At 68.7% G+C, this 12,060-nt stretch carries 12 protein-coding genes and 2 rRNA genes; 3 read left to right on the top strand and 11 right to left on the bottom strand.

Annotated features, from left to right (window positions below; translation table 11 throughout):
• Window positions 1–148 precede the first annotated feature (148 nt).
• Window positions 149–436 (bottom strand): glutaredoxin family protein, encoded by a 288-nt coding sequence (locus tag ACTWQJ_RS33865; RefSeq protein WP_443310314.1) that lies wholly within the window; start codon window positions 434–436, stop codon window positions 149–151.
• Between the two features lie 106 nt (window positions 437–542).
• Here ACTWQJ_RS33865 and ACTWQJ_RS33860 point away from each other — a divergent pair, with 106 nt between their 5' ends.
• The 3 genes from ACTWQJ_RS33860 to ACTWQJ_RS33850 all read left to right on the top strand — a co-directional run bounded on the left by ACTWQJ_RS33860 (window position 543) and on the right by ACTWQJ_RS33850 (window position 4,303).
• The gene (locus ACTWQJ_RS33860) at window positions 543–1,454 is read left to right on the top strand and encodes an HAD family hydrolase (protein WP_129799447.1); all 912 of its coding nucleotides are present in this window, start codon (window positions 543–545) and stop codon (window positions 1,452–1,454) included.
• 570 nt (window positions 1,455–2,024) lie between these two features.
• A complete protein-coding gene (locus ACTWQJ_RS33855) occupies window positions 2,025–2,795 on the top strand; it encodes an ECF subfamily RNA polymerase sigma factor, BldN family (protein WP_224736098.1) in 771 nt (256 codons plus the stop codon).
• 278 nt (window positions 2,796–3,073) lie between these two features.
• Window positions 3,074–4,303, top strand: coding sequence for a DUF5667 domain-containing protein (locus tag ACTWQJ_RS33850; RefSeq protein WP_443310313.1), 1,230 nt, complete (start codon window positions 3,074–3,076; stop codon window positions 4,301–4,303).
• 65 nt (window positions 4,304–4,368) lie between these two features.
• Here the strand turns inward: ACTWQJ_RS33850 and ACTWQJ_RS33845 are convergent, their stop codons facing one another.
• The 10 genes from ACTWQJ_RS33845 to ACTWQJ_RS33800 all read right to left on the bottom strand — a co-directional run.
• Entirely contained in the window at window positions 4,369–5,511 is a 1,143-nt protein-coding gene (locus ACTWQJ_RS33845; protein ID WP_443310312.1) for a lysophospholipid acyltransferase family protein, read from the bottom strand.
• A gap of 14 nt (window positions 5,512–5,525) precedes the next feature.
• A complete protein-coding gene (locus ACTWQJ_RS33840; RefSeq protein ID WP_129799451.1) occupies window positions 5,526–6,587 on the bottom strand; it encodes an NAD-dependent epimerase/dehydratase family protein in 1,062 nt (353 codons plus the stop codon).
• Window positions 6,588–6,839: 252 nt separating this feature from the next.
• Window positions 6,840–6,938 carry a 30S ribosomal protein bS22 gene (locus ACTWQJ_RS33835; protein ID WP_003948845.1) on the bottom strand — a complete coding sequence of 33 codons (99 nt, stop codon included), beginning with the start codon at window positions 6,936–6,938 and terminating at the stop codon, window positions 6,840–6,842.
• 153 nt (window positions 6,939–7,091) lie between these two features.
• Window positions 7,092–7,304 carry a helix-turn-helix domain-containing protein gene (locus tag ACTWQJ_RS33830; RefSeq protein WP_004984898.1) on the bottom strand — a complete coding sequence of 71 codons (213 nt, stop codon included), beginning with the start codon at window positions 7,302–7,304 and terminating at the stop codon, window positions 7,092–7,094.
• 129 nt (window positions 7,305–7,433) lie between these two features.
• The gene (locus tag ACTWQJ_RS33825) at window positions 7,434–8,249 is read right to left on the bottom strand and encodes a phosphatase (RefSeq protein ID WP_443310311.1); all 816 of its coding nucleotides are present in this window, start codon (window positions 8,247–8,249) and stop codon (window positions 7,434–7,436) included.
• Between the two features lie 344 nt (window positions 8,250–8,593).
• Window positions 8,594–9,766: an acetoin utilization protein AcuC gene (locus ACTWQJ_RS33820; RefSeq protein WP_443310310.1), complete on the bottom strand. Its 1,173-nt coding sequence runs from the start codon at window positions 9,764–9,766 to the stop codon at window positions 8,594–8,596.
• A complete protein-coding gene (locus tag ACTWQJ_RS33815; protein ID WP_443310309.1) occupies window positions 9,735–10,934 on the bottom strand; it encodes an MFS transporter in 1,200 nt (399 codons plus the stop codon). Before ACTWQJ_RS33815 ends, ACTWQJ_RS33820 begins: the two co-directional genes overlap by 32 nt.
• Window positions 10,935–11,025: 91 nt before the next feature.
• Window positions 11,026–11,670 carry an HAD family hydrolase gene (locus ACTWQJ_RS33810; RefSeq protein ID WP_443310308.1) on the bottom strand — a complete coding sequence of 215 codons (645 nt, stop codon included), beginning with the start codon at window positions 11,668–11,670 and terminating at the stop codon, window positions 11,026–11,028.
• A 62-nt stretch (window positions 11,671–11,732) separates the two neighbouring features.
• A 5S ribosomal RNA gene (rrf, locus tag ACTWQJ_RS33805) occupies window positions 11,733–11,849 on the bottom strand.
• A 105-nt stretch (window positions 11,850–11,954) separates the two neighbouring features.
• A 23S ribosomal RNA gene (locus ACTWQJ_RS33800) occupies window positions 11,955–12,060 on the bottom strand; the annotation flags it as partial.

Genomic DNA, 12,060 nt, shown 5'->3' with positions numbered 1-12,060 from the left:
CAAAACCCTTCACCTGGACCGCGACCGCCGACGAGGTTCTCGCCAAGGTCCGACTCGTCCAGACCAACGTGAAGAAACTCGTCAACAACAATGCGAACTGACACAAACAGGATCACGAGACACTAGGTGACGTTCCGGCCGTTTTGGACTACTCGGTCAGTGCCTTGCGCAGCCGGTCCTCGTTCACGCGCCAGAACGTGTGCTGCCGGCCATCCACCAGGACGACCGGAATCTGCTCCCAGTACTTGTCATGGAGTTCCTTGTCCTCGGTGATGTCCTTCTGCTCCCACGACACGCCGAGGTCACCGCAGACTTTCTCGATCACGACCTGTGCGTCGTCACACAGATGACAACCGGGCTTACGGACGAGGGTGACGAGCCGGTCCTGGGGAGCCGGGGCGGCCTTCCGCCGGAAGAGGGGACTCATGTCGGCCATTCTCGCGCCGCGGCGCCCGCTTGTTTAACGGCACGGTCGCGGAGAGTTCACAGCGTTCCAACCTGCCGACTCCGGAACTGCCGAACAGAATGGCTATGCTCACGCCATGGCCGCTCTCGGATGGCTCACTCCCCGTAGGCGCTCCGCCACGGCGCGGAGCGTGTTGGCAGGCGAGGCGTCGGCGGAGGCCGCGCGCAAGTCCACGCAGGTCACCCCCGCCGAGGAGCCGGAATTTCCGGTGCGCGGGGACGACAAGGCCGCCGCCTTCTTCGACCTGGACAACACCGTGATGCAGGGCGCCGCGCTGTTCCACTACGGCCGGGGCCTGTACAAGCGGAAGTTCTTCGAGACCCGCGACCTCGCCAAGTTCGCCTGGCAGCAGGCGTGGTTCCGGCTGGCCGGATTCGAGGACCCGGACCACATGCAGGACGTCCGCGAGTCCGCCCTCTCCATCGTGAAGGGCCACCGGGTCGCCGAGCTGCAGTCCATCGGCGAGGAGATCTACGACGAGTACATGGCCGAGCGCATCTGGCCGGGTACGCGCGCACTGGCCCAGGCGCACCTGGACGCCGGCCAGCGGGTGTGGCTGGTCACGGCGGCCCCGGTGGAGATCGCACAGGTGATCGCCCGCCGCCTCGGCCTCACGGGCGCACTGGGCACGGTGGCGGAGTCGGTGGACGGCGTGTACACCGGCAAGCTGGTCGGCGAACCCCTGCACGGCCCGGCCAAGGCGGAGGCCGTCCGCGCCCTCGCCGCCGCGGAGGGCCTGGACCTCTCCCGCTGCGCCGCGTACAGCGACTCCCACAACGACATCCCCATGCTGTCCCTGGTCGGCCATCCCTACGCCATCAACCCGGACAGCAAGCTCCGCAAACACGCCCGGGAAAAGGACTGGCGCCTGCGCGACTACCGCACGGGCCGCAAGGCAGCCAAGGTCGGCATCCCGGCAGCAGCAGGCGTGGGCGCAGTAGCAGGCGGCACAGCAGCAGCCATCGCCCTCCACCGCCGCCGCCGATAGCGCTCCGCTGGAAGTCGGGTACACCACCTGCGAGTGCGTCGTGGCTGGTCGCGCAGTTCCCCGCGCCCCTTTGGGGCGCTGACCCACCGCACCGGCCTTCGCCGAGCCGCTACGTAGCTGCGGGCAGTCGTGCCGCTGGGGCGGCACGGGTGGGCGCAGCGGCACCTCGCAGCGCCGGGCTGCGCACCCGCCCCCGCCCAGCCCAACACCGCGCAAGGGGAACCCCGCCCCGACACCGCCGCAACGCCCGGCCACACCCGAAACACGGGCCAATCCAATCCCTGTACCCACCCAACCCCTCAACCAGTCCCCCCACCCGCACCCGACCACAACACGCCCCTTACCCATCCCAAACCCGAACCCTTCCGATCAACAACCGTTCATTCTGCGGCACTTGACTGAACGTCATTCGGTTACAGAAGCGACGTAATCGATGATTTGAGCAACTGGGCGTAGCAGCGCCTGCACGAAGCGTTATTCTCCTCAGACGCAAACCGGTACCCCTCCGTCGCCACGACGGGTGAAAGGTCCCGCACTGCACGTGATGGAAGCTCTGCCTCTGGGAGTCCCGTGTACCCACACGTCGGGGTTGACGCCTCGGGCCTGGCTACGCTGCGCGCAAGGGTCCAAGACCTGTTGCGCGGCTTCGTCCCCACCGCGTACGCCGTCCCCGCATTCACCACCGCCGCGCCGCTGGGCCCGTGCTACGCACTGGCCGACGGCAGCGCCGCGGTCGGCAGACGAGGCCGCCCGGCCGGCGCGGCCACCGCACGCCGCCCGGCCGCCGACAGCGACAGCGCCCGGATGATGGACCTCGTGGAGCGCGCCCAGGCCGGCGAGGCCGACGCCTTCGGCCGCCTCTACGACCAGTACAGCGACACCGTTTACCGCTACATCTACTACCGCGTGGGGGGCAAGGCGACCGCCGAGGACCTCACGAGCGAGACCTTTCTGCGCGCCCTGCGCAGGATCGGCACCTTCACCTGGCAGGGCCGCGACTTCGGCGCCTGGCTCGTCACCATCGCCCGCAACCTCGTCGCCGACCACTTCAAGTCGAGCCGCTTCCGCCTCGAGGTGACCACCGGCGAGATGCTCGACGCCAACGAGGTCGAGCGCTCCCCCGAGGACTCCGTCCTGGAGTCCCTCTCCAACGCCGCACTCCTCGACGCCGTACGCCGGCTCAACCCCCAGCAGCAGGAGTGCGTGACGCTCCGCTTCCTCCAGGGCCTCTCCGTCGCCGAGACCGCCCGCGTGATGGGCAAGAACGAGGGCGCCATCAAGACCCTCCAGTACCGCGCCGTACGCACTCTCGCCCGGCTCCTGCCGGACGACGCACGCTGACAGCCATGCACGCGGCCACGACACACGGCCTCCCGCACGCACCGAATCCATACGCTCTGCGATCCCCAACTCACCAACGGTGAAGCTCTGTTGAGTTCACGGTCCACTCATCCGCCGTCCGTAACCGAAGTGCCGCGCCGCTCGTTGTGCGGGATGCAGGCTCCCTGTGGTCACTCCCTGGCCGACTCCGATCCCTCGTTCGTGTGGTTGCGGTCAGGGCGTGCAACCCTCAGGACCCCCTGGGGAGTCGACCGTCATGACGAGAGGAGGTGCCGCCAGTGATCGCGAACGTATCGGCGCACCGGCGGGCGAACGCCTTCGCCCAGGCCCTGGAGGAGCAGTCCGAGCGGGGCACTGCGGCCGAGCAGTCCGAGGAAGCCGAACCGGCCCCGGCTGCTGCGGAACGGACCGAGCAGGGCCGCCTGTTGGCCCTAGCGGCCGGTCTCGATGAGCTGCCCAAGCCGGAGCTGGACCCCGAGGTCAAGGTCGTCCAGCGGGCGCAGCTCGTGGCCCAGTTCGAGGCCATGCTGCAGGAGGGCGGCGAGGCGACCGACCCCGCGCTGCCCGGGCAGCGCTCCCGGGGCCGCGGCGCACACCGGGCAACCCCGCTCGGGAAGTTGCGGCCCCGTACGCGACTGGCCAAGGGCCTTACCGCGGGCGGACTCAGCGTCGGTGTCGCCGCGGGCGCCTTCGGCGGAGTCGCCGCCGCCAGCGGCGACGCCCTGCCCGGCGACTCGCTGTACGGCCTCAAGCGCGGCATCGAGGACTTCAAACTCGGCTTCGCCAACGGCGACGACGAGCGCGGACAGGCGTACCTCGACCAGGCCTCCACCCGCCTGAACGAAGCCCGCCGCCTGATGGAGCGCGACCGCAGCGGCCCCCTCGACCACGAGTCCCTGGGCGAGGTCCGCCGCGCCCTGTCCGGCATGCGGCACGACGCCTCCGAGGGCCACCGACTGCTGAGCGCGGCCTACGAGCGCGACCCCGACTCGCTGGGACCCATCCAGGCCCTCTCCGCCTTCTCCCGCTCGAACCGCGACACCTGGGGCGCCCTGCGCGACCGGCTGCCCGTCCAACTCGGGGACGTCAGCGAACAGGTGTCGTCGGTGTTCAACGCCATAGAGCAGGAGGTCGCCCCGCTGCAGTCCCTACTCCCCCAGTCCCCGGCTCAGGGCGGCGGTGAGGACGGCGGCCGGAGCGGCTCCGGCACCGCGCAGTCTCCGGGTTCGGCCGAATCCGGACGGTCCACAGCGCCCAGCACCGGCAGCGGCTCCTCCGACGCCGGGCGCACGGGCACCGACGGCCCGAGCCGGTCCGCCGACTCCGACAGCGAGGACGACGGCCTGCTCGGCGGTAACACCGGCGGCCTGCTCGACCCGCCGAAGGACACCGGCAGCGCCTTCCCGTCCCTGACCAAGCCACCGACCACCGAGCCCGACGTCACCCTCCCGCCGCTGCTCCCGGGCCTGCTGCCCGGCCTGGGCATCGAAGGCGAGGACGCCGAGTAGGAGGCCGTACGACGATGGGGGCGCCCCTCCCAGGAGGGGCGCCCCCGTTGTCGTACCCGCCTCGGTCAGAAGAAGACCGACCGGCGCTGCACCAGCAACTTGTACAGCGTGTGCTGGATCTGCTCCCTGACCTGATCGGTCAGATTGAACATCAGCATCGGATCCTCGGCTGCCTCCGGCGGATAACCACCCGTCGGAATCGGCTCACCGAACTGAATCGTCCACTTCGTCGGAAGCGGAACCGCACCCAGCGGACCCAGCCACGGAAACGTCGGCGTCAGCGGGAAGTACGGGAAGCCCAGCAGGCGCGCCACGGTCTTCGCGTTGCCGAGCATCGGGTAGATCTCCTCGGCCCCGACGATCGAGCACGGGATGATCGGCGCGCCCTGCCGGAGGGCCGTGGAGACGAAGCCGCCACGGCCGAAGCGCTGGAGCTTGTACCGCTCGCTGAACGGCTTGCCGATGCCCTTGAAGCCCTCCGGCATCACCCCGACCAGCTCGCCCTGCCCGAGGAGGCGTTCGGCGTCCTCGGCGCAGGCGAGGGTGTGGCCGAGCTTGCGGGCGAGTTCGTTGACGACCGGCAGGACGAACACCAGGTCCGCGGCGAGGAGGCGCAGGTGCCGGCCCGCCGGGTGGTGGTCGTGGACGGCGACCTGCATCATCAGGCCGTCCAGCGGCAGCGTGCCGGAGTGGTTCGCGACGATCAGGGCGCCGCCCTCGGAGGGGATGTTCTCGATGCCCTTCACCTCGACCCGGAAGTACTTCTCGTACACCGGGCGCAGCAGGGACATCAGGACGTTGTCGGTGAGTTCGGCGTCGTAGCCGAAGTCGTCGACCTCGTAGTCGCCGGTGAGGCGGCGGCGCAGAAAGGCCAGGCCGCCCGCGATGCGCCGCTCCAGACCGTCCTCGGCGGACGGCTGCTGCTGCGGCTCCTGCGCGACTTGGTGGGGCTGGTCCGGGCGTTCCTGCTGTTCCAGGTGGTCCAGCTGTTCGCGCTGTTCCCGGTGTTTCTCACGAGGCACACGCCCATCATCCTGCGCATGTGCCCGGCTGGGCAGAGCCTGCACCTCACCGACCTCATGGCCCGCACCGCCCTCACCGACCCCGCCGCCCCGCCGGCTCCCCGCACTCCGGCGCCGCGACGGCCGCTGAACGGCGCTCCCGCGGGACCGGTCGTCGTCGAACGGAATGACCTTGGCGTCCGCCATCGTTGCTGCGCTCCTCAGTTGGCGCTCTGCGTCGGGGGGTGGCCGCCGCCCGCGAGGGGCAGCGCGGCGATCCGGTCGACGGCCCCCGCAAGGGCCTCCGGCGGCAGGAGTCCGGGTCCGCGGCTGCGCGCGAAGTCCGCGAACGTTTCTGCAGTGGTGTGCTTCGGTCGGAAACCGAGCGTCTCGCGCATCTGGGTCGTGTCCACCACCCGGCCGTGGGTCAGCAGCCGGATCTGCTCCGGTGAGAAGTCCGTCATTCCCAGCGTACGCACCAGGGTGCCCGCCCAGGTGACCGCGGGCAGCAGCAAGGGCACCGTGGGGCGGCCGAGCCGCCTGGAGCACTGGGAGAGCAGCAGGACGCCGTCGCCGGCGATGTTGAAGGTGCCGCTGTTCAGGGTGCCCCGCCGAGGCTCGTGCGAGGCGATCCGCAGCACCTCGATCACATCGTCCTCGTGCACGAACTGCAGCCGCGGGTCGTAGCCGAACACCGTCGGCATCACCGGCAGCGAGAAGTACGAGGCGAGCGGCGAGTCGGCGCTCGGCCCGAGGATGTTGGCGAACCGCAGCACGCACACCGCCACGTCGGGCCGGCGGCGCGCAAAGCCGCGTACGTACCCCTCGACCTCCACCGTGTCCTTGGCGAAGCCGCCACTGGGCAGGGACTTGGGCGGGGTCGTCTCGGTGAACACGGCCGGGTCGCGGGGCGCCGAACCGTAGACGTTGGTGCTGGACTTCACCACCAGCCGCTTGACGGTGGGGGACTTCTGGCAGGCACCCAGCAACTGCATCGTCCCGATGACGTTGGTCTCCTTGACCGTGGCCCGGCTGCCGCTGCCCAGCGCGGTGGCCGTGACATCCATGTGGACGACCGTGTCGGCGGCCGTCTCGGCCAGCACGCGCGCGATGGTGGGCTGCCGGATGTCCGCCCGGATGAAGTCGGCGCCACCCAGATGGTGCTCGGGCGGTACCGCGTCCACGGCGACGACCCGGTCCACTTCCGGGTCACGCTGGATCCGTCGTACGAACCGGCCCCCCAGCTGACGGGCCACTCCGGTCACGAGCACGACCTTGCCCAAGATCAGCGCCTTCCTTCCAGCCCTCGTCCCTGCCGGGTTCCCCGCTTGCTCGCCAACTTAGCGGGTTGATGTTGCGCTGTGATGACTGCCCGAAGCAACAAGTGACGAGAACCCCCAGTCGTACGACCAGGGCCGGTCACCTGTGCTCAGGCGGACGTATGCGGTCTGTCCGTCCGGGGATATGCGTATGGCCCCCCACCAGGTGTGGTGGGGGGCCACAGACACGCTTTCGCAGCGTTGCAGTGCGCCGTACTACTTCTTGTTACGACGCTGAACGCGCGTGCGCTTGAGCAGCTTGCGGTGCTTCTTCTTGGCCATCCGCTTGCGCCGCTTCTTGATAACAGAGCCCACGACTACCCTCGCTCACTTCTCATCACTCGGTGTTTGGGCGCCATGGGCCCACACGACCTACGAGGGGCTAGCCTACCCGCCCGAGCGCTGAGGTCGTAATCGAGGCTCCGGGGAGATCGAAAGTGCCCTGTACTCGATCCCCCCGGATCGCCGTCAGGCGGTTTCCACCCCCACGTAGCTCTCGCGGAGGTACTCGTGTACCGCTTGCTCCGGGACTCGGAAGGACCTTCCCACCCGGATCGCGGGCAGATGACCGCTGTGCACCAACCGGTACACGGTCATCTTCGACACTCGCATCACCGAGGCGACCTCCGCCACGGTAAGGAACTGAACCTCGTTCAGAGGCCTCTCGCCAGCTGCAGCCATGACACACCTGAACCTTCCGCACTCGACGGCCACCGGCTTCCCCTTCCGGTGACTCTTCGTCGTTGCGTGCTCACTCCCCAGACTAGGGGCGGGTGATGCGAGTGGGGAAGAGGTGCACCCATCGGCGGCCTACTGTGACAGACACGCCCGATTGAGTACGTAGCGGGTAAGCGGTCGGTAGTAATCAGACCGCACAGCGTCATCAAGTGGAACGACGACAGACACGCGCCCCTCCGCCTCACCGACGAAGAGCGCGGGGTCATCCGTATCGGCCAGCCCGATGGTCTCGAACCCCAGCTGACCTGCTCCGCAGACCCAGCCGTGGTCCCCGATCACCAGCTCCGGCAGCGGCCCGCCGGCCTCGGCGATCGCGGCCAGCGCGGTCCGAACCGGGAGCGGCGAATGGGTGTGTGCGCCGGTCGCACAACCGAGGCCCGGAGCGCCGGGTTCCCGCACCAACGCGACACCCTGTACGTAATCAAGGTTGTACGTGCGTAGACCGAACCGGGTCGTTATGTCGACACAGCGACCCTTCGCCGGTGTGAGTACGGCACATCCAGCCGCCGACAGCGCGTCCGCCAAGGCGGCGTAGAAGCCGAGCAAACGGTGCGGATGCCCGGTGCCGAGCAGCACCGGAGCCCCACGCCGGGCGACCAGGGCGAGCCGCTCCGCGAACGCCTCGAGCGCGACCAGCGTCCGCTCCGGATCGATCACGTCCTGACCGGAGACATGTCGAGGATCGGCCGAGACCCCACACTTGTCCGCCATCAACCCGATCAAGTCCCGCTCTCCCCATGACCATTCGGGGTCGATCCCGATCAGCACCCGAGGATCCCGAGCAGTGAACAACCGATAACTACGAAGACTCTCCTCCCGCGAGGTCGCCACAACCCCGGCAAGCCGGGCAGCCAGAAGATGCGCACGGAGAGCTCCGACGGTCACCATGGGTGGATCGTGACGGATGGACCCCGCCGACCACCGCGAAAACAGCGAAAACACCGCACAGTTGGCGTAACAAGCCTTCGCCAGCCCGCAGACAGCCACGCCATCCGGTCAATCCGCGGGCAGCCGTGGCCGAGGGCGGCACCCGCCCACCCCGTCAATCCGCGGGCAGTCGTGCCTCCCCCCAGAGGGGGGACCCCCAGGGCGGCACGGGTAGGCGCGGGCGGCACCCCGCCAACGCCGGGCTGCGCACCCCACCCCCCAGCACCCAGCACCCGGCACCCAGCACCCAGCACCCGGCACCCAGCACCCGGCACCCGGCACCCGGCACCCGGGCCGACAAACCCCTACGCCAACAACCCCCGCAACGGAAACACCGCCCGCCGCGCAGCCAACACCGCCTGATCCAACCGATCCGCAGGGTCGTACCCCGCCTCCCACTCCCCCCACGCCACAGGCCACCGCCCATCAGTCATCCGCATCGGCGCCAACTGCCGCGTACGAGCGAAAACCTCCTGCCGCCACCCCTCCGGAATCACCGCCTCCGGCTCCACAGCCCGCCCCGCCGCAATCCCCACCAGATGAGTCCAGGACCGCGGCACCACATCCACCACCGCGTACCCACCCCCACCCAGCGCCACCCAACGCCCCCCGGCGTACTCATGCGCCAACTCATGACAGGCGACCTGCACCGCCCGCTGCGCATCCAGCGACACCGCCAGATGCGCCAACGGATCCTCGAAATGCGTATCGGCCCCATGCTGAGTCACCAGCACCTGCGGCCGAAAATCAGCGATCAACTCCGGCACCACCGCATGAAACGCCCGCAACCAACCCGCATCCCCGGTCCCCGCCGGCAGCGCGACATTCGCCGCACTCCCCTCCGCCGACTCCGCCCCCGTCTCCTCCGGCCACCCGGTCTGCGGAAACAACGTCCGCGGATGCTCGTGCAACGAGATCGTCAGAACCCGCGGATCCTCCCAGAACGCCGCCTGCACCCCGTCCCCGTGATGCACATCGACATCCACGTACGCGACCCGCTCGGCCCCCAACTCCAACAACCGCGCGATCGCCAGCGACGCATCGTTGTAGATGCAGAACCCCGAGGCCCCCGCCGGCATCGCATGATGCAGCCCGCCCGCGAAATTCACCGCATGCAGCGCCTCCCCACGCCAGACGGCCTCCGCGGCCCCCACCGACTGCCCCGCGATCAGCGCCGACACCTCGTGCATCCCGGCGAACGCAGGATCGTCCAACGTCCCCAGCCCGTACGACTGGTCGGCCGCCCCAGGATCCACCGACGCCGCCTTCACCGCCTCGATGTAGTCCGCCCGGTGGACAAGGCGCAACGTCGACTCCCCGGCCGCCTTGGCCGCCACGACGTCCACCTCGCGATCGAGCCCGAACGCCTCGACCAGTCTCCGGGTCAGAGCCAGCCGGACCGGATCCATCGGATGGTCCGGCCCGAAGTTGTAACCCGTTACTGCGTCATCCCACATCAGCTGTGCGCGGCCGCTCATGCCCGCCACCGTATCGGTCCGGTTGAGCAGCGAACGAACGGGCGTACACGAGTGTCACCAGCACCAACACCATCGGCACGAGCATCGCCCCGCGATAGCTCCACGCGTCCCCCAACGCCCCCACCAACGGCGAACCGATCAGAAACCCGACGTAGTTGAAGACATTGAGCCGCGCGACAGCCGCATCCGAAGCCCCGGGAAACAGCCGCCCCGCCGCCGCGAACGTCTGCGGTACGAGCACACACAGCCCCAGCCCGAGCAAGGTGAACCCGATCATCCCGACCCACGCCCCAGGCGCCCCGGCCACCACGGCGAACCCCACCGCCGCCACGACCGCCCCACCCCGTACGACCCCCACGGTCCCGAACCGCCGCACCCCGAAGTCCCCCACGGCCCGCCCCACCAACGTGGTCACCATGTAGACGTTGTACGGAACCGTCGCCAGCTGCTCCGAACTCCCCAGCACATCCTGCAGATACTTCGCACTCCAGTTGGAGACCGTCGCATCCCCGATGTACGCGAAGGTCATCACCAGACACAACGGCAACAGCGCCTTGAAGAGGACACCCCCGGCCACGCCCTCACCCCCACCATCCGCTGCCCCGGCACCTTCCCCGTCGACGTACCACCGGCTCCCCACCAGAGCGGCCGGCAACAGCACCACCACAACCGGCAGATACGACACGGCCAACGCCAGATCCCAGTGCGCCCCGACCCACGCCAGCGAAGCCCCCACAATCCCCCCGAGGCTGTACGCGGCATGAAACCCGAGCATGATGCTGCGCCCGTACGACCGCTGCAGACTCACCCCGAGCATGTTCATCGAGGCGTCGAGCGCCCCCACGGCCAGCCCGAACGCACCGAGCGCGACCGCCAGCTCGACCATCCGCTCCCCCAGGCCCACCCCGAGCAGCGCCAGGAGCACGACCGGCTGTGACCACCGCAGCACCCGACTCGGCGGTATCCGCTTCACCAGCCGCTCGGTCGCCATACTCCCGACACCGGCCAGCACCGGCACAGCGGCCAGGAAGGCCGGCAGCAGTGCATCCGACACTCCGTACCGGTCCTGGATGGCCGGAATCCGCGTCACCAGCAGGGCAAACGCCACGCCCTGAGCAAAGAAGCCGAACGCCAACGAAGCCCTACCGCGCCGCAGCACATCAGTCATGGCGGCGAGCGTAGGGCCCCGGTGTACCGCTGGGTATATCCAGCCAAAGATGAATTTCCCTCAAGTTAACCTGGCGGCCGGCCGGACCGGCTCACACCAGCAGCTCCAGCAACTCCCCCATCCCACCGAAGAGTCCGGTCGCCCCCGCAAGCCGCGCCGCCGGCGTCATGGCCGTGTATCCGTACACATCCATCCCGGCCGCGCGAGCCGCCTGCACCCCCAGCGGGCTGTCCTCGACGACGACACACCGCTCCGCCGCGACCCCCATCCGCTCCGCCGCGTACAGAAACAGGTCCGGCGCCGGCTTCCCCCGCCCCACATCCTCCGAACTGAAGAGCCGCCCCTCGTCGAACCACCGGTCCAGCCCTGTCGTCCGATGCCCCACCCGAATCCGCGCATGGCTCCCGGAAGACGCGACACAGTACGGCACCCCGTCCGCCGCCAGTTTCTCCAGCACGTCCACGGCCCCATCCACCGCCGTCAACTCTCGCTCGAAGGCGGCAAACACCCGCGCATGGAAGACATCATCGAAGTCCACCGGCAACCGCTCCCCGGTCCGCTCCTCCACCAGATCATGTACGCGATGCATGGCGGCGCCCATGTAGTCGCGCAGGGAGTCCTCGTACGAGGTCGGATGCCCGAGCTCGGTGAGATAGGCAGCCAAGAGCCGGTTGGAGATGGGCTCGCTGTCGACGAGAACCCCGTCGTTGTCGAAGATGACCAAGTCGTAGCGCATAACCTCGACCCTAAACGCAGAAAACCCCCGTGCCGGACGGCACGGGGGTTTTCTCAAGATTTGTTCGGCGGCGTCCTACTCTCCCACAGGGTCCCCCCTGCAGTACCATCGGCGCTGTGAGGCTTAGCTTCCGGGTTCGGAATGTAACCGGGCGTTTCCCTCACGCTATGACCACCGAAACCCTATTGGTTTCGAGCGAACAAGCACACTCTTCAATTGTCTGTTCGACTCAAAGCCGACAACTGTTCGTTGCCTCAGAACTGACACAGTGGACGCGAGCAACTGAGGACAAGCCCTCGGCCTATTAGTACCGGTCAACTCCACCCCTTACGGGGCTTCCATATCCGGCCTATCAACCCAGTCGTCTACTGGGAGCCTTACCCTCTTATA

The organism is Streptomyces sp. KR55 (assembly GCF_052245645.1).
GTDB lineage: Bacteria > Actinomycetota > Actinomycetes > Streptomycetales > Streptomycetaceae > Streptomyces > Streptomyces flavusporus.
The sequence above is the reverse complement of the archived record's forward strand: the minus strand, read 5'-3'. Positions and strand labels throughout refer to the sequence as shown.

What these genes read in the sequence shown, in the direction of transcription:
- ACTWQJ_RS33865 (WP_443310314.1), bottom strand. Translation starts at nt 436, where the DNA reads ATGGCCGACATGAGTCCCCTCTTCCGGCGGAAGGCCGCCCCGGCTCCC.
- ACTWQJ_RS33860 (WP_129799447.1), top strand. Translation starts at nt 543, where the DNA reads ATGGCCGCTCTCGGATGGCTCACTCCCCGTAGGCGCTCCGCCACGGCG.
- ACTWQJ_RS33845 (WP_443310312.1), bottom strand. Translation starts at nt 5,511, where the DNA reads ATGGCGGACGCCAAGGTCATTCCGTTCGACGACGACCGGTCCCGCGGG.
- ACTWQJ_RS33830 (WP_004984898.1), bottom strand. Translation starts at nt 7,304, where the DNA reads ATGGCTGCAGCTGGCGAGAGGCCTCTGAACGAGGTTCAGTTCCTTACC.
- ACTWQJ_RS33825 (WP_443310311.1), bottom strand. Translation starts at nt 8,249, where the DNA reads ATGGTGACCGTCGGAGCTCTCCGTGCGCATCTTCTGGCTGCCCGGCTT.
- ACTWQJ_RS33820 (WP_443310310.1), bottom strand. Translation starts at nt 9,766, where the DNA reads ATGAGCGGCCGCGCACAGCTGATGTGGGATGACGCAGTAACGGGTTAC.
- ACTWQJ_RS33815 (WP_443310309.1), bottom strand. Translation starts at nt 10,934, where the DNA reads ATGACTGATGTGCTGCGGCGCGGTAGGGCTTCGTTGGCGTTCGGCTTC.
- ACTWQJ_RS33810 (WP_443310308.1), bottom strand. Translation starts at nt 11,670, where the DNA reads ATGCGCTACGACTTGGTCATCTTCGACAACGACGGGGTTCTCGTCGAC.